This window comes from Endozoicomonas sp., assembly GCF_031844845.1.
In the GTDB taxonomy this organism is placed as follows: Bacteria; Pseudomonadota; Gammaproteobacteria; order Pseudomonadales; family Endozoicomonadaceae; genus Endozoicomonas.
The window spans coordinates 1-17,264 of record NZ_JAVRMB020000227.1; the positions used below are offsets into that span (position 1 = coordinate 1).

At 46.9% G+C, this 17,264-nt stretch carries 9 protein-coding genes; 4 read left to right on the top strand and 5 right to left on the bottom strand.

Annotated features, from left to right (window positions below; translation table 11 throughout):
* Window positions 1-550 precede the first annotated feature (550 nt).
* The 4 genes from RM811_RS11885 to msbA all read right to left on the bottom strand — a co-directional run bounded on the left by RM811_RS11885 (window position 551) and on the right by msbA (window position 9,240).
* Entirely contained in the window at window positions 551-3,649 is a 3,099-nt protein-coding gene (locus RM811_RS11885) for an efflux RND transporter permease subunit (RefSeq protein WP_402524419.1), read from the bottom strand.
* Entirely contained in the window at window positions 3,646-5,025 is a 1,380-nt protein-coding gene (locus RM811_RS11890) for an efflux RND transporter periplasmic adaptor subunit (RefSeq protein WP_402524422.1), read from the bottom strand. The genes RM811_RS11885 and RM811_RS11890 overlap by 4 nt, the downstream gene beginning before the upstream one ends.
* An 82-nt stretch (window positions 5,026-5,107) precedes the next feature.
* Window positions 5,108-7,147 (bottom strand): hypothetical protein, encoded by a 2,040-nt coding sequence (locus RM811_RS11895; RefSeq protein WP_402524424.1) that lies wholly within the window; start codon window positions 7,145-7,147, stop codon window positions 5,108-5,110.
* 260 nt (window positions 7,148-7,407) lie between these two features.
* Window positions 7,408-9,240 carry a lipid A export permease/ATP-binding protein MsbA gene (gene msbA / locus RM811_RS11900; protein WP_402524427.1) on the bottom strand — a complete coding sequence of 611 codons (1,833 nt, stop codon included), beginning with the start codon at window positions 9,238-9,240 and terminating at the stop codon, window positions 7,408-7,410.
* A 522-nt stretch (window positions 9,241-9,762) separates the two neighbouring features.
* On the opposite strand from msbA, the gene typA reads away from it, so the two are divergent.
* Window positions 9,763-11,577: a translational GTPase TypA gene (typA, locus tag RM811_RS11905; RefSeq protein WP_402524429.1), complete on the top strand. Its 1,815-nt coding sequence runs from the start codon at window positions 9,763-9,765 to the stop codon at window positions 11,575-11,577.
* A 58-nt stretch (window positions 11,578-11,635) separates the two neighbouring features.
* Here typA and RM811_RS11910 read toward each other — a convergent pair whose 3' ends face one another.
* Window positions 11,636-12,730 (bottom strand): hypothetical protein, encoded by a 1,095-nt coding sequence (locus RM811_RS11910; protein WP_402524432.1) that lies wholly within the window; start codon window positions 12,728-12,730, stop codon window positions 11,636-11,638.
* A 363-nt stretch (window positions 12,731-13,093) separates the two neighbouring features.
* Between RM811_RS11910 and pip the strand changes: the two genes are divergently transcribed.
* The 3 genes from pip (at window position 13,094) to RM811_RS11925 (ending at window position 17,239) form a co-directional block, all read left to right on the top strand.
* Window positions 13,094-14,047 (top strand): prolyl aminopeptidase, encoded by a 954-nt coding sequence (pip, locus tag RM811_RS11915; protein ID WP_402524434.1) that lies wholly within the window; start codon window positions 13,094-13,096, stop codon window positions 14,045-14,047.
* An 18-nt stretch (window positions 14,048-14,065) separates the two neighbouring features.
* Window positions 14,066-14,503 (top strand): D-aminoacyl-tRNA deacylase, encoded by a 438-nt coding sequence (dtd, locus tag RM811_RS11920; protein ID WP_402524437.1) that lies wholly within the window; start codon window positions 14,066-14,068, stop codon window positions 14,501-14,503.
* 657 nt (window positions 14,504-15,160) lie between these two features.
* The gene (locus tag RM811_RS11925; protein WP_402524439.1) at window positions 15,161-17,239 is read left to right on the top strand and encodes a protein kinase domain-containing protein; all 2,079 of its coding nucleotides are present in this window, start codon (window positions 15,161-15,163) and stop codon (window positions 17,237-17,239) included.
* Window positions 17,240-17,264: the final 25 nt, after the last annotated feature.

Below are 17,264 nucleotides of genomic sequence, written 5' to 3' on the forward strand. Positions count from 1 at the left end.
AAAAGCTGGATTTACCCTCAAGAGTATTGTCTGCATCACTTGGATTCAGGGATGGTTAATACTGATGATGATTGATTTGTCAGTTTTTATAGCCAATCAGGGTTTATTGGATTTTAATATTATGGCTGTCCTATTTCTTTAATTTCTTTATCAGAGTTTATTGGATTTTAATATTATGGCTGTCCTATTTCTTGATTTTAATATTATGGCTGTCCTATTTCTTAGATTTTAATATTATGGCTGTCCTATTTCTTGCTATTTCTTGGATTGCTATTTCTTGATTTTAATATTATGGCTGTCCTATTTCTTTAATTTCTTGATTTTAATATTATGGCTGTCCTATTTCTTACTATTTCTTATTATTGCGTCTGGAAGATCAGCGCGAGAAAGATCAAAGCGCACTCCGCCTCATCGCAGGCATCGTCGGTTAACCGGCACCCAGCCTCTACCACTCGGTAGGGGCTTTTTTTCGTGTGGATGGCTACAGGCAAGTAGTGGTCTCTGTGGTTTACAGGGTTAAAGCCTGTTTTAACGGATGACTAATGGCTGATTATCGCTGACTTTTCACCACCCCAAAATCCGCCAGAATCGCGTAGGCGGCCGGGATTACAAACAACACCATCAGCGTCGAAGCAAATATTCCAAATACGATAGAGATCACCAGCGGCTGAACTACCTGAGCCTGCAGGCTGCGTTCCAGCAACAGTGGCAACAGGCCAACGGCCGTGGTCACTGATGTCAGGAATACCGCTCTGAAACGATCCCGGCTGGCCATAACCACCGACTGATGAATGCTTTCTCCTGCATCAATATGGTGTCGTATATATTGCACCAGCAGGATGGAGTCGTTGACCACAATCCCGGCCAGGGAAACAAAGCCCATGATACTGGGCATGCTCAGAGAATATCCCAGCAGGAAGTGCCCCCAGATCACACCAATCAACGCCAGCGGTATGGCCAGCATCACCACAAACGGTTCAAAGTAGTTGCGGAACTGGAAGCTCAGGATGGCAAAGATGCCAAATAATCCGAGCATAAATCCTTTGGTCATGGAGTTGCTGGTTTTGGCGTTCTCCTTGACCTCGCCCTCAAAACCAAAGCGAATGCCCGGGTACGATGCCTTCAGGGTTGGCAGCAATTCCCGACGCAGTTTGTCGTTTATCTGGCGGGCACTGGCTTTATTCTGATCAACGTCCCCGGTAATGGTCAGGGTGCGCAGGCCATTGATTCGCTGGATACGAACAAAGTTGCGCTGATATTCCAGAATAGCAATGGTGGCCAGTGGCGCCTGGCTGCCATCGGAGAGAATCACCGGTAAATTCGTCAGGTTATCCAGACTGCTGATATCCCGGCTGTCCATTTGCACCTGTATTTTCAGATTTTCCGGGCCCACCTGGATTTCATCGGCGGTCTGGCCAAAATAAGTGCCCCGTAACTGGCTGGCGATCAGCTGGCCATCAACACCGAAACTCTCTGCTCCCGGACGCAGGCTGATCACTACTTCCTCCTTACCCCGGCGCATATCATCCATCAGGTTACTGACGCCATCGAAGGTGCCAAGGAACGACTGAATATCCAGAGAGGCGGCTTTCAGGGTTTCCAGGTTCTGATGCTGAACCCGGACTTCAATGGCTCGTCCGGAAGGGCCAAAGGAACCCTCGGTAAACACCAGGGCGATAAGCTCGGGCAACTCACCCACCTCTTTGCGCCAGGCATTGAGAAAATCGTCCAGTAACGTGTTACGTAATTCGGCGGAGCGAAGATCCACTTTGACGGTGGCGATATGGGGGCCGCTTTCGCTGGCGTCCGGGTTAAAGTTGTATCGCTCGGCTATGTTTTCTATCAGTGGTTGACCATCTTCGTTGTTTGCAGAAAACTGCTGATTCAGCTTTTCTGCGCTGGCCACCACTTTATTGACGACGAATGTTGTTTGATTCAGTGTCGAACCCGGGGGGAGGATAATTCTTACTTCCGCCTGGTCGCCATCCACTTCCGGAAAACCGATAAAATAAACAGCGCCGCTGACAATCAGGGCAATAGAGGCTAATAGCAGTGACAGTACACTGCCAATAAACAGGTAGCGCCATTCAATGACCTTGCTAACGGCGTTAACCAGAGTGCCATTTCTGAACCGCTCGAATCGGTCAAGGAATTGCTGTTTAAAGGCCAGTGGCTGCCGGTCACTGGCCTTTTTTTTATGAAGCGAGTGAGCAAGATGGTGAGGCAGGATCAGAAAGGCTTCCATCAGGCTCAGGGTTAATACCAGAATCAGTACCTGGGGAATAACTTTCAGCACGGCTCCCATCTGGCCTTCCAGAAACAACAGGCTGCCAAAAATGCAGACGGTGGTCAGGTAAGAGGATACGACGCCGGGTAACACTTTTTTCACACCGGCCAGCACGGCATCATCGATTTCCATGCCTCGGTCAATATGGGCGGCGATGGATTCTGAAATAACAATGGCATCATCCATCATAATCCCGATGGCCATCAGCAATGCCACCAGAGAGATAATATTGATGGATATTCCCAGCTGGGACATCAGCATTATGCTACCCAGAAACGCCACCGGCAGACCTGCCGCTACCCAGAAGGAATAGCGGAGGGAGAAAAACAGCCACATAACACCAAATACCAGCAGGATACCCTGTCCGCCATTACGTGCCATCATGGTCAGTCGATCCCAGAGTACCGATGACAAATCACTGGTCATGGTCAGGGTAATGCCATCAGGGGCGCGGGCCTGTTCCTCTTTAACAAAGGTTTCTACCAGGCTTTTAATCCGTAATGCGTCATCTGCCTTGTTTTTACTGATGGTCAGAATTGCTGCCGGTTGTTGATTAAACCGGATTCGGTTCTCATCCAGCTCGAAGCGATCGGTTATGGTGGCAATATCCGCCAGCCGGATCATCCCTCCGGTTGACGACGATGCAATAATAGTTTTGCCCAGGGTTGCCGGCGTCACTTTCCGCTCATCAAAGCGAATCAGCAGGTTTTTATCTTGAGTTTCAATATTACCACTGGGCAGTTTGATGTTCTGGCGAGCCAGTTTGCTGGCGATGTCTGAAACGGTCAGTCCCAGCTGGCGCAGGCTGGATTCCCTGAGTTCGACCCGAAGCTGATGGTCTGAGAAGTTGTTGAGGGAAACCAGGGGTAGCCCGGCATCCACCTTCATCCGTTTCTTCACATCTTCGGCATAGGCTTTCAGGTGGGGCAGACTGGTATTAGCGGTAATGGCGACATCCACTACCCGTTCAGCCCAGTCCAGTTCCTGCACGATCGGCGATTCAATTTCACCGGGGAAGTCATTGATGGCGTTGATCCGGGTCTGGACATCCACCAGCATTTTGCCCATGTCAGCCTGTTTGTCGAGCTTGATGCTCATGGACCCTGAGCCTTCCTGGGCCTGACATTTTGCTTCCTCAATCTGGCCTAAACCATCGATGGCATCTTCCATGCGCAGGCAGAGACTTTCTTCGACTTCTTCGGGGGTAGCGCCGGGGTAAACGACGGTGGCCGATATATAGCGGGGGCTGAACTCAGGGAAGGTTTCCCGTTTGATGTCCGGTAGCGATAGAATGCCGGCAATCAGCAGTGCGGCCATCAACAGGTTGGCTGCCGTGGGGTGTTTCAGAAAGTAGCGGATCACGGGGTAGCCCCCGTTTCTTTTGTGAATGGTTCTGTGACCAGTTTCAGTTGCATACCTTCAATGGCCGGTACCACATCGGTGGTGATCACCATTCTTCCCGGCTGAATGTCGGCATCAATGGCACTCTCAATAACACTCCCAATAACACTCTCAATAACACTCTCAATAACAGCAATGCCATCCCGTCGGAACAGGACGTTAACAGAGGTCGTTTGCAGTTTGTTCTGGTCATCCAGCAAATAAAGGGTATTACCGTGCAGAGCTGCTTCAGGAACCAATAGTTGCGGGTGTGGTAATCCTTCGATGATGGCTTCCACAAACAGACCATTAGCCAGTGGAACCTGATGGCGGTTCAGCATGTTTTTCACATCCTGTTCTATCTCCAGAATCACTCCGACGGTGCCCTGGTTTGGATCGATGGTTTCACTGATTCTGACGACGCGGGCTGCCCGTTCTGCCCGGTAGTTACCACTGCTGAAAATGATATGGGCGTTCAGGTTGAATTGTTCCGGGCTTAGTTGTGAGTAGTCGTTTTGACGGGCGGCAGAAAAAGTGATGCTGTTCAGCAGTGTTTTTATTTCGTGCAGGGGAACCTGGGCTTCAACCTCCATGGTGCTGATGCCATGAAGCATCGCCAGCTGTTGTTGTTGGTTGACGGCTTCACCCACCTCAAAGTCGACACTGGCCACTCGGGCGGTGAAAGGCAAAGTGATGGTGGTTTTACTGAGTAGTCTTTGCGCTTCTGCAACGGTTGACTGATTAACCTTAACCTGAGCTTCACTGGCACTGCGGTTATCCGGAACCAGGTTCAGCTGGTTTTTCAGGTTTAACACCTGGCTTTGCTGGGCAAGAAAACTAAGGCGTTGCTGGTCAATATCGGATTGGGACAGGACGTTTTTATTCAGCAGTTGCTCTTTGCGGGTCAGTTCCTTCTCAACCAGTGTTAATCGTTGCTCTTCTATTTTAAGCGACGCTTGCAGGTTCTTCTCTTCCAGATTGAGTTTTGCCAGTTGCGCTTTGCTGGCATTCAGCTCGGCCCGGGCTCGGGCCAGTTGCAGTTGATAGTCCTGGGGGTCAATGTTGAGCAGGGTTTCTCCGGCCTTGAGAATTCGGCCTTTTTCAAGATCGGGATGGCGATAAATAACCTTGCCACTGGTCTCTGCCACGGCTTTCCATTCTATCTTGGGCTGAACCCGGCCAAAGCCTGAAATCAGTGGGGCAATGGCTTTCCTTTCTAAAGCGGTTGCCCTGACAGGTACCGCTCGATCGGTGGCCGGATTAAGGGGGGGCGATTGCCGGTTAAGTACCGCCAGAACGAAAATCAGTACCCCAGCCCCAAGGGCAAAGAAAAAAAGCCTTTTCTGTGGTGCCTGCACCCTATATTTCCTTTGTGAGTTTGATCGCCGTCCAGGGCTTTTTTATCACAGAATGGCCAGGCAGTGCAGCATACTCTATTTCTTAATTTCCTGAACGTGAGATGGGGGGAGGGAATAAGTCATAGACGGCGACGGCTCCATCTTGTTTTTTCAGAAGGTAAGCCTTTCCATCAGCAGAACAGTCCCATAACGCCTCATCCCAGACCGAAAAGTCCTTTAAATTTTCAGTTCCAGAGGGGGGGGGCAGTGAACCGATAGGTGACAGTGGTAGAGGCTTCTCTGGATTCAGCCTGAACCTGTCAGTGCCATTGCTTAATGGGTTATCCGGTGGTTGCCGATCTGAAAGATCCCAGGTATTAACGGTTCCATTGGTGCTGGTGGTAACAATCAGCTCATTGGATAACTGGCGAAGATCATAAAATCCGCTGGTTCGTTCTTTCAATTCAGCCAGGCAGGGGTATGTCGGGTCTTTCAAATCCCAGATCAACACTTCGTTGTGAGAAAGGCTGGCAAATAAACCATTGGCCAGCTCAATGAGCCTGAAGGCATAGGATGTATGACCACGCAGAATACGCGGTGAATCTGACATGGAACTGCCATTCCACAGGTATATTTTATTATCGCTAATGACTGCTATATGGTCAGTTTCCGACATATTCAAAGCCATCTTAAAGGAGGATTGACGAGTTGGAATAGTATCGTGGTATTTTAGTTCTGCATGATCATTGGTTAAGCCATAGATCTCAAGACAAACGAAAATTAAAGGCATTGAATTATGTTTCGTCAGGTCTGATGTAACGTTATTAATATGTAATGTTTTTATTGTGGCAGCGTCTCCATTGCGCAATGTCAGTATTGTTTTGATAGCGAAATTGTTTTTATTGTTGTTGATGATTTCTATGGCTCCGTTATCGGAGCATTTGAACCATTGTTTTACCAGTGTAATAAGTTCCCGGTCCAGTTTGTTGCCTTGTTGTTCCCAGTTTTCTTTATCAAGAAAAGAGGGGAAAACTTTTGTCTTTGTTTCAGTCAACCGTTCACCTTCGGATCCTTCTTCCAGGTTAAGGCATTGAATAACCCCATCAGTGACGAAAGTTATACGGTTCTGTGAAATTTTAGTGAAGCTGGAATGGTTAGAATCTTTGGTATAGAGAGGGGTGTGTATGGTTTTCAGGAGATGGGGTGAGGATGATTGCATATCCCAGACCCTCACTCTCCTTTCTGAAACAGTGACTAAACGGTGGCCTGATAGTTCTTTAATTTGTTGCACGTCCCCCACAGACGCTTCGTTCCGAATGCCATCATCATAATGTTTAAGGGAGATTGGGGGCGGGTTGTCAGCATTGTTGATATTCCAGATAAGGACTTGCCCCCTGCTATAACCAATGGCTACCCGTTGATCAGATAAACACTTGACGGTTGTTACCCTGCCAATAGTTTCTGAAGGTTTCAGGCTTTCCAAAAAAACAGGGGTTGGTAATATTTTTTCAGGGGCAGGTTGTTCCGGTATTTTTTTATGTTCGGGACTGCTGCTGTCTACCCTGGAAGCGTCTGCCTGTGGATGTATAGTCGTTACAGGCATTGCTAATGCTGCCAGTTGGCAAGTCTGATGTACTGTTAAATTATCACTGTCCGGGCTGGTTACCTGCACTGTGATATGATGGATACCCGATTGATCCGTTATATTTTCTATTGAAATTCTGCTACCAGCCTGACAGGTCACATGCACGGTCGAGGTATGGAAATCTGTTTGGCAGATTACCTGTATGTCCTCTGAAGCAGTGGCACCCAAAGCCTGTTTAATAAGATCTGGAATGCGGTTTATTCCCAGTTTTTCAGCCAGTTTTTCAGCCAGTTTTGTCAGGTTGAGCTGGTGAAAAGTGTTTCTTGATACGTGAGGTAGTTTCTCGATTTTCTGGTGTTTTAGTTCAGTTTTTAAATTTTTTTCAATCGATAGAGCTTGATTCACAAGGCAAGTTTCATGATTGGTTTCAACCCGAACACGCTTGCCCATTAATTTAGTATTTCGTACCAGGTCACCTGATAAAGTCGGTAGTACCCCATTGGCTGATGACTGAAATGAACTATCTGTGCTTCCCGTGGGGATAATGCCATTACCCATACTAATAACCTGAGTTGAATAGAGGGATCTTGGGCTGAATGTCTTTTACATTATTGCCTGTACATAAAGACAATGGCAGGTTGATAAAGTTTCGTAAAGTTAAAAATTACATACAGATTTTGGTCCTTTCCGGAGTGAAATGGCACTGCATCAGTACCATTTCGCCCACTTGAAATTGAAAAGAATCAATTTTCTGCTGTTCTTGCCACGGGCCTTGCCACGGGCGTGATTCTCGAAAAAACTATTGGTAAAGTAACCGTTTACACCTGTCCAAGTATGACCGGTTGTTCATCCTGAAACTGCAATTTATGAAGCCTGGCGTAATGCTCACCTTTTGCCAGTAGTTCTGTATGAGTGCCTCTCTCAATAATTCGACCCTGCTCCATTACCAGAATACAGTCGGCGTTTTCGATGGTCGAGAGACGATGGGCGATAACCAGCGTGGTGCGGTCTTTCATGATGTTATTCAGGGCTGCCTGAATATGGCGTTCGGATTCGGTATCCAGCGCAGAGGTGGCTTCGTCAAGAATAAGGATGGGCGCATCTTTCAGAACCGCCCGGGCAATGGCCAGACGCTGGCGCTGACCACCGGAAAGGAGAACGCCGTCTTCACCGACCATGGTGTGGATACCATTTGACATACCCTTGATAAACTCTGAGGCGTGAGCCGCATCGGCAGCCAGACGGATATCTTCTTCATCTTTGCTATCAGCCAGTGCCCCGTAGGCGATATTTCTGGCAACGGTGTCATTAAACAGCGTGATGTTTTGGCTGACCAGTGCAATATGACTGCGAAGGTTTCTGAGTTCAAAGGTGTCCAGAGGAACGCCGTCGATCAGGATGTCACCTTCTGTGAGATTGTAAAACCGGGGGATCAGAGCTGCCAGGGTACTTTTACCGGAGCCGGAACGTCCTACCAGTGCATAAGTCTGACCCGGCTCTATGGTGAAATTGATGTCAGCCAATGCCGGTGATTGAGAACTCGCATAGGTAAAGCCAACCTGTTTAAATTCCACCAGACCGGTTACCCGGCTGACCTGATGCTGACCATTATTGGTTTCCGGTGTTTCGTCCACCATCGCGAAAATACTTTCTGCAGCGGCGATACCTTTCTGGATATTGGAATTAACCTCACTGAGCTGTCGGATCGGTTTTGGCAGCAGGGCAGCGGCAGTGACATAACCCACCAGGGCAGCGGTAGACGCATCACCTTTGATCCACAGCACCATAAATAGCAGCAGTGCCAGGGCAATAGAGACAATGAACTGCAATACCGGCGTATGAACAGAATCCGCTTTTGCCAGTTTCAGGTTTTGCCGGGTGTTTGCCGCACTGGCTGAGTTGAAGCGATGGCATTCATAGCCTTCACCACCAAAGCTCCTGACCTCCTGATAGCCATTAATGCTTTCGGAGGTGACATGGGTCAGGTCCCCCATGGAATCTTGAATATTTCTGCTGATTCTGCGGAATCGATTGCTGGCGTAAGAGACCACCAGGGCAATAAATGGAAACGCCGCAATAAAAATCAGGGTCATTTTCCAGTTGGTGTAAAACAGGAAACCCAGTAGAAAAATAACAGAAAGACCTTCCCGGGCAGCGACTTTTATAGCGCTGGTGGCGGCGGATGTTACGAGGCTGACGTTGTAGGTAATGCGGGCAATCAGATGGCCGGAGTTGTTGTTGTCGAAGAACGTGTTTGGCAAATTGATCATCCGTTCGAACATCAGGGTTCGAAGGTCGTGAATGACAGAGGTTGCGACTTTGGAAATATAGTAGTTGCCCAGATAGGAACCGATACCACGGACAATGGCGATCAGAATCATTAAACCGGGAATTAGCCATTGTGGTGAAATCTCGAGCTGCGCAAACCAGCTCCAGTTTTGCAGGATGTTAACTTCCTCGCCTTCCAGGGCCTGAACAAAGTATTCAAGCAGCTTTGCGAAGGCGGGCTGAGTCAGGGCGAATACTCCCAGACCCAAAAGGCTCAGGGCAAAATACCCTGAATAGGGTTTTACATAACTCAGCAGCCGAAGATAGATCTGCAGACTGCCAGCACTGCCAGAGCGAGCAGTAGGGCGTATGTGTTCTGACATGATATAGGATCTTTGTCCGGTTTATGGCCGAAGCAGCCATGAGCAGAAAGTGCCGTTTCCTGTAACGCTTCCCGTAACAGTATGTAGTCGTGAGGAAGTCAGTCTTGGTCGGCATTTCCATAAAAAAATAAAAATGAACCGGCGAGGATAGCAGTGAAACCGGCCATGTAAAAAGCCTTTTTACGCAGTGATTTCCAGTTCTTGTCAGGACAGCCTTCACAAAAAATAGCAGCTCTGCTTATCAGGCTGCGGAAACTCAGGGAAAAAAAATGTTCAATTAGTACATTCTGGCGTAGGGGTTTTGGTCGGTATAGGTTAAGATTGCGCCCCTTTTTGATAGAACATAGCAATTAGCCATAGCGTCAATCATCTCCCCGAAACATTGAGCTATAGGCTAGTCTGTTGGAAAATTGCTGAAAAACACGCCACATAAATAGATAGATCCCCCTGGATTTCTGGCAAGGTATTTACAAAAACGGTGTTCGTTTTTGTCGCAGGAGGATGAATTGAGAGAATGATACAGTGATCGAAAAACTGCGGAACATCGCCATTATTGCCCACGTTGACCATGGTAAGACCACTCTGGTGGACAAGCTGTTGCAACAGTCTGGAACTTTAGGCCGGAAAGATCAGGGTGCTGAGCGCATCATGGATTCCAACGATCAGGAAAGAGAGCGCGGGATTACCATCCTGGCCAAGAACACGGCCATCGAGTGGCGCGACTTCCACATTAATATAGTGGATACCCCGGGACACGCTGATTTCGGTGGTGAAGTTGAACGTGTGCTTTCCATGGTTGACTCGGTTCTGCTGCTGGTGGATGCCGTTGACGGTCCTATGCCACAAACCCGTTTTGTTACCCAGAAGGCTTTTGAACAGGGTTTGAACCCGATTCTGGTGATCAACAAGGTGGATCGTCCCGGCGCTCGTCCTGACTGGGTTATGGATCAGGTGTTTGATCTGTTCGATCGTCTGGGTGCTACGGATGAACAGCTGGACTTCCCGGTTATTTATGCGTCAGCCCTTAATGGTGTTGCAGGCCTTGATCCTGATGATCTGGCAGACGATATGACGCCGCTGTTTGAAATGATCACCGAGCGTGTTCCTGCACCCGTGGTTGATGTGGACGGTCCTTTCCAGATGCAGATCAGTGCCCTGGATTACAACAGCTATGTGGGTGTTATCGGTGTTGGTCGTATTTCCCGGGGCAGGCTGAAGCCGGGCCAGCAGATCGTGCTGGTGGATATGCACAACAAACAGCGCAAGACCAAAGTTCAGAAGGTCATGGGCCATCTGGGTCTGGAGCGTATTGAGGTTGAAGAAGCCCGTGCTGGCGACATTGTCTGCATCACCGGTATCGATAAACTGAACATTTCCGACACGCTGTGTGATCCTGAACGTCCTGAAATGCTACCTCCCCTGATGGTGGATGAACCAACGGTGAGCATGACCTTCCAGGTGAATGATTCTCCGTTCGCTGGTCAAGACGGTAAGTTCGTTACTTCCCGTAATATCCGCGAGCGTCTTGAGCGTGAGTTGATCCACAACGTTGCACTGCGTGTTGAGCCCGGTGAAGATGGGGATAAGTTCAAGGTTTCCGGTCGGGGTGAATTGCACCTGTCGGTGCTGATTGAATCCATGCGTCGTGAAGGTTTTGAGCTGGCCGTTTCCCGCCCTCAGGTGGTGGTGAAGGAAATTGATGGCGTTAAGCAGGAGCCCTTCGAACACGTCGTGGTGGATGTTGAAGAACAGCACCAGGGGGCGCTGATGGAAGCACTTGGCCTGCGTCGTGCTGAGCTGCAAAATATGGTGCCGGATGGTAAAGGTCGTGTGCGTCTGGACTTTGTTATGCCTGCCCGTGGCCTTATTGGTTTTCGTTCGCAGTTCCTGACCATGACGTCAGGTGGCGGTATTATGACCTCGATCTTTGATCATTATGGCGAAGTGAAAGGTGGTGACGTCGGCCAACGCAATAATGGCGTTATGATCTCCATGGCCAATGGTAAGGTGCTGGGTTACTCCCTGTTTACTTTGCAGGAGCGTGGCCGGTTGTTTGTCAATCCTAACGTCGATGTTTATGAAGGTCAGGTTATTGGGCTGCACAGCCGTGATAACGATCTGACGGTCAACCCGACCAAGGCCAAGCAGCTGACCAACGTGCGGGCAGCGGGTACCGATGAGAACATCATTCTGACGCCGCCGGTTCGCCACTCTCTGGAGCAGGCTCTGGAGTTCATTGATGATGATGAACTGGTGGAAGTGACGCCGCATAATATCCGTATTCGCAAAAAGTTCCTGAAGGAACACGAGCGTAAGCGTGCCAGCCGTTCCAAGTAATTCTTAGTACTTAGTGTTGAAAATTTGCCCCATCCGGTTTTCGGGTGGGGCATTTTTTTTACAGAAAAGGATTTGCCGGGTAAGGGAAGTAGGCAACGAAAAGAGTGACCGCTATACCAGCGACCGTCCACGCAGCAATAGAGTATCCCGGGGATTTAATCCAGGGCTCAATCCAGGACACGGGCCAGTACGGGGGTTCTGACTTCAAAAATGTTGTGTGATTACCTTTCTTCGATTTGCGGGGTACGTTCCTTTTTGGAGTAGATTTATTAATTTTATTGGCCCTGGTGTTCTTAATGGATGGTGGGGAGCCGATCTTTTGTGAGGTATGTCTGGTTTTTTTTACCAGTGGCGCAATAAAGCCTTTTTCTAATGGTGAGGTCAGTAAAATAACCGGCTTTATCTGAGGGTCATTGAAAACGTCCAGTATTTCTGTGAAATGATGTTCACTGTCTTCCATGGTGGTTGGTGATGGTAAAAATTTATCAGGGCTTATTGGCTGTGGACCGAATATTCTTGAAGAGGTTACCCTGTTTGGACTGATATCAATATCAGCAATGTTCACGTTTACGGCTTGAACTATGCATTGGAGAATGGCTCGCCGTTTTTCTTTTATACCATTAATGTGCTCAAGCATGGATATTTCAGAGCAATTCTGAATACTGCTGGTAACCTCTGTGGTTAATAGCTGGAATAAGTCTGAATAAAATCTTTCATCACGGCCAAGAAGTCTTTTCATTTCCATATAACGATTTAACCAATCGCCCAAATCAATTTCATTCTTTTCTATGATGAATGTTTCGAAGACATGATTCTGGGTTGTATTTAAATCAAATTTTGATTTAAGAAGGTGGGTCAGTTCCGAGTCGCTTAACTGCGATCTAATGATGAGCCGGGCAAGGTAGCGATAAAACTGTTCGGGGCGAGACTCATGCAGGGCTTGTAAGGTGAACAGGGTATCAGGCGGTAAGTCATGAAGGGAAGGCTTCTGGTTAACGGCTGAGTAGGTTGTAAAATCAGCCTGATTTATCCATTGCTGAATAGTGGCTTGATCTTCTGAAGAAAAATATTGGTAAGCAAAAGCCTGTACTGCGATTAAACTGGTGAGTACAAACGATACTGCCTTATTTGCTCTTGTTAAAAAATGATTCATATTGTCTTTGTCTTCATGGTCTTTTTGGTGCTGGGTAGCCGGTGTCAGGGAGCCTCACGGCTTAGGAACCGTCCTTAAATAACTTGGCCATTTCAACGAACGCTGCCCGCCGTCCGAAAAATCCAGAGCCACTTGTGCTTTTGCGGGCAGCGGCCTTAACAAATGGAACTTATTTCGGGACAATTCCTTAGCTGGTTAGCTCATATCGTTCAGGCAGGGATTTCGTCCGATAATGCTGAGACCTGCGGTTTGTGCATTGGTTCCAATGGTGGCTCTCTAAAGTACGGATAAGCACTTTGCTGCAGTAACGGTTTAAGGTTAAGGTAAGGGCATTGTTCTGGTGTTTTCCTGAAAGGATTGTCCATGCGCACTCTGTATCCCGCCATCAAACCCTACCGTTCTCAATTCCTGAAAGTCGATGATGTTCATGAGATTTATGTTGAGGAATGCGGCACGCAGGATGGTATACCTGTCCTGTTTGTGCATGGCGGCCCTGGTGCAGGTTGTACAGAGCGGGACCGTTGTTTCTTTGACCCGGAAAAGTATCGAATTATTCTTTTTGACCAGCGAGGTTGTGGTCGATCCAGGCCTCATGCAGAGCTGGAGCAGAATAATACCGGGCTGCTTGTTGAAGACATTGAGCTGATTCGCAAGACGCTGGGTGTGGATCAATGGCTGGTATTTGGCGGCTCATGGGGCTCAACGCTGTCTCTGCTTTATGCTCAGGCTCATCCAAAACAAGTGTCTGGTCTGGTTGTCAGAGGTATTTTTCTTTCCCGGCAACAAGATCTTGACTGGCTTTATAAAGAGGGCGCCTGCAGGGTGTTTCCCGATCACTGGGCGCACTTTTTAGAGCCGATTGCTGAAGATGAGCGAGGCGATTTGCTGGAAGCTTATTATCAGCAATTGTTTGGTGAGAATGAGCTGGCAAGGATGAATGCTGCCAAGCACTGGTCCCTGTGGGAAGGAAATGTTGCTACCCTCAGGCCAAATCATGAGTTGGTGGATCACTTTGCGGACCCTCACCTGGCATTATCCCTGTCCCGTATAGAGTGTCACTATTTCAGGCATGCATCGTTTATTAAGCCCAATCAGATTATTGAGAAAATGAATCTTATTGCCATGATTCCCGGCGTGATTGTGCATGGACGCTATGACATGATCTGCCCACTGGATAATGCACAGGCTCTGGCGGACCATTGGCCGGAAGCGGATCTGCAGATTATTCGTGATGCCGGACATGCCTCCTGTGAGCCCGGGATTGTGGATGCCCTGGTCAGAGCAACTGATGAATTTGCCCGCCGATTGGCACCATAATTTATTCGAGATATATAGATGAAAGGCCTGATTCAGCGTGTAAAGCATGCCAGCGTTGTGGTGGATGGGGAAACCGTTGGTGAAATTGGCCCGGGCATTCTTTTGCTGCTGGGTGTGGAAAAAAAGGATGATTCAGTCCTGGCGGATAAACTTCTGGATAAAGTGCTGAAATATCGAATTTTCAGTGATGAGCAGGGCAAGATGAATCTTGGGCTGAAAGAGGTGGGTGGTGGATTGTTGGTGGTTTCCCAGTTCACCCTGGTGGCCGATACCCGTAAAGGGCTGCGGCCCGGCTTCAGCTCCGGGGCCTCTCCCGCTCAGGGGGAAAGGCTTTATAACTACTTCGTTGAAAGGGCCCGAGGGTTGCATCAGGAGGTAGCTACAGGCCGGTTTGGAGCGGATATGAAAGTCTCTCTGCTTAATGATGGCCCGGTTACTTTTATGTTGGATGTTTGACAATTATTTCTGGTTATTTCAACTGTCTTAAGTAGGAGGAACTTTGCTTTCGGATAAACTGACTGTACGTACAGTTATGTTTATTTGATTAACCGATTATCTCCAGCTATACCAAGGCGTAGCGACAGGATCGCTGCTATTTAAAAAATGGGTGATTGTTTGCGTTTCAACATTTATTGCTGAAAAACTCGGGAATACCTCGACGGTTGATGTATTGGTTATAAAAGAGTTTGAACTTATTTATTAGCCAATGGTCAAAATATTCAATAGAAAAGGGTCACCTACTTAATTCAATAGAAATGGCAGTATTGTTCAATATAAGTACATAGTTATTTGCTGTTCAGGCAACTGCCAAACCCTGTACGGGCCATAATTGAGAAAATATATGATGTCATTTTAACGTAAGTGCTCAAAAACCACTGGTGAAAATGAAAAACAATAGTACATCATCCTTGATATGACAGAGCCTTAGGGATATTGCACTATAGTTTGCCAGTACTTTTTGAGCAGTTACATTTTAACATTTTGACATTTTGACATGTAGTTAATTGAATCTTTATGAATTCCCTTTGTCTCTTTGTCTAAGAGTTAAATAGAAATCAGAAAATAAGAAAAAACAATTATTTGATTAAATTTTGAATTCAGGGAGTGTTGATTATGTATAGTACAGCTCATGCGGGAGGAAATTCTCCCTGGAAGTTATCACAAGATATAACAATAGGCAAAGTTCTGGGTCAGGGATCAGTTGCTCTTGTTTGTTTTGGAGCCCGGCAGGTGGTTAATAGTCCACCTGAGGAAGTTGCCGTTAAGTTTTACAGAGGCGCTGTGAATGAAAGATTACCTTATGAAGTTCACGCCTTAAAAACACTGGAACACAGGAATATTGTTAGATATATCTTCAGGGGAAGGGTTGATGAACAGTGTCAAAGAAATCTCGATAAAATTGGTATTACTGACTACCTGGTAATGGCTTATTGTAATGGGGGTACCCTTGGACAGAAACTGGAAAAACCTGAAAATTATTTTGGCCTTTCTCAAAGAGACTGTCTGAAAGTTTTTGAGGGGGTTTCCAGTGCGATGATTTATATGCATGAGCAAAATTTTTATCATCGTGATATCAAACCGGCAAATATCCTTATAGATATTAACAATCAGGAAGAGATTTATAAATTAGCTGATTTTGATGCGGCCAAAAAGATTAAATTGACCGATGAAACAAAAGATGTGTGTACCAGTATCAAAGGTACAGAAATCTACTTGTCCCCGGTGTGTTTGGGGCGGATTGATGAATTGAGAGGCTCAAATAAGCCTCTGAACGAATCGACGCTTCAGGTGGAACTGTCTCCTGACAAGTTTGATCTTTACAGTCTTGGGTGTGTGATGTATCAATGTGCGACAGGAAAACTTCGCTTTTATTCAGAAAATAAAAATATCGTTGATGCGGCGCGGTTTGCCACAAACGCACCGGAAGGTGCTTTGTCAGGCTTTGAAACCACATCTGGGGATATTATTTATGATTCTCATTTACCGGCTTCCACTCCCCTTTCCACTCCTTACCGTAAAAATCTGGAAGCTATCCTTCGTGGGATTTTGCATAAGGATAAAACGAAAATGTGGGTGACGGATAAATTTAAACTGGAAGCGGAGAAGTTTAATAATGCTCGTTCCTTCACGTTTCTGCACCTGGGAAGCGCTAAATACCGGACAATTTTATTGTCTGGAGAAAATTCGCGTCAGGATGCGCCCGGAGCTGACGGCAGAGTTTCTGTTTATGTGCCTCTGCAAAATGGACCGACGGTCAGCAATACTGAAAATGCACAGGAAATATCCGTAAAATCCCTTTTAGAATGGAGTGGATTCAACCATGGTAAAACGAAGCTTTATTTTAAAGGGAAGCCGTTAGAGGCAGATCAGGATCTTAGTAAATTACAGAATATATCCCGGGATAATCCGATTATTATTGCAGATTACCAGAGGTTGAGTCCGAATACATTGAAACTGAAGGATGTTCAACCCCGCCCAAAATTTGGCTGTGGAGATGTTCAGGCATTCAAAGATCGAGTGCAGCTGCTCCGTGAACAAATCGACCAGGATTGTGGTATTGCCTGTTTTCTTGTAGGAGAGACTCAAAGTTGTGGTCAGCGCGCTGATTTGATTCATGAGCATTACGAGAAGCGAGTGAGAAAATTAACAGAAAATGTTGATGAGGTTCGTAAACATTTAACGGGTTTTATGTCTTCTGGTAATGACTCAATTAGTAGGGATGTGTCTGAATTAGTCGGGAAGCTTGAAGTCGTTGAAAAGGATTTATCGCTGAAACATACATTCAAATCAGATATTGGCAGGGAGCTTAAGAAGGTTTATGCGGAGATAGCGAGCATTAAACAACGATTTCCTCATGGGTTTATTGATAAGAAGAGAAAATCTTTGAATCTGGAATCGGTGAAGCAAAATCTGGCTGAAAAAAATAATCAGGCACGAAGTCTATATAAAAAATATGAGCAGGCATTCAATGCTTATGTTCAGACAATGAACGGTTTTGGTGAACAGCTTGATCAAAAAACAAAGAGTTTGCGGATGGCTAAAAAATTGAAAGATAAGCTTTATCATGAAATTCAGGGGGAGCATAAAAAGATAAAAAGCCTGATTGATCAAGGCAGTGCTTTGATGGATACAATGGATAATGAGGTTAAGACGCTGCAAAGTATGTTCGCAAAAAAACTGCTTGGTAATTGATCCAGCCCTGTCACTCAGGTGAAAG

Bases quoted from the DNA above. Each gene is read 5' to 3' on its own strand.
- RM811_RS11895 (WP_402524424.1), bottom strand. From the start codon at position 7,147: ATGGGTAATGGCATTATCCCCACGGGAAGCACAGATAGTTCATTTCAG.
- msbA (WP_402524427.1), bottom strand. From the start codon at position 9,240: ATGTCAGAACACATACGCCCTACTGCTCGCTCTGGCAGTGCTGGCAGT.
- RM811_RS11910 (WP_402524432.1), bottom strand. From the start codon at position 12,730: ATGAATCATTTTTTAACAAGAGCAAATAAGGCAGTATCGTTTGTACTC.
- pip (WP_402524434.1), top strand. From the start codon at position 13,094: ATGCGCACTCTGTATCCCGCCATCAAACCCTACCGTTCTCAATTCCTG.
- dtd (WP_402524437.1), top strand. From the start codon at position 14,066: ATGAAAGGCCTGATTCAGCGTGTAAAGCATGCCAGCGTTGTGGTGGAT.
- RM811_RS11925 (WP_402524439.1), top strand. From the start codon at position 15,161: ATGTATAGTACAGCTCATGCGGGAGGAAATTCTCCCTGGAAGTTATCA.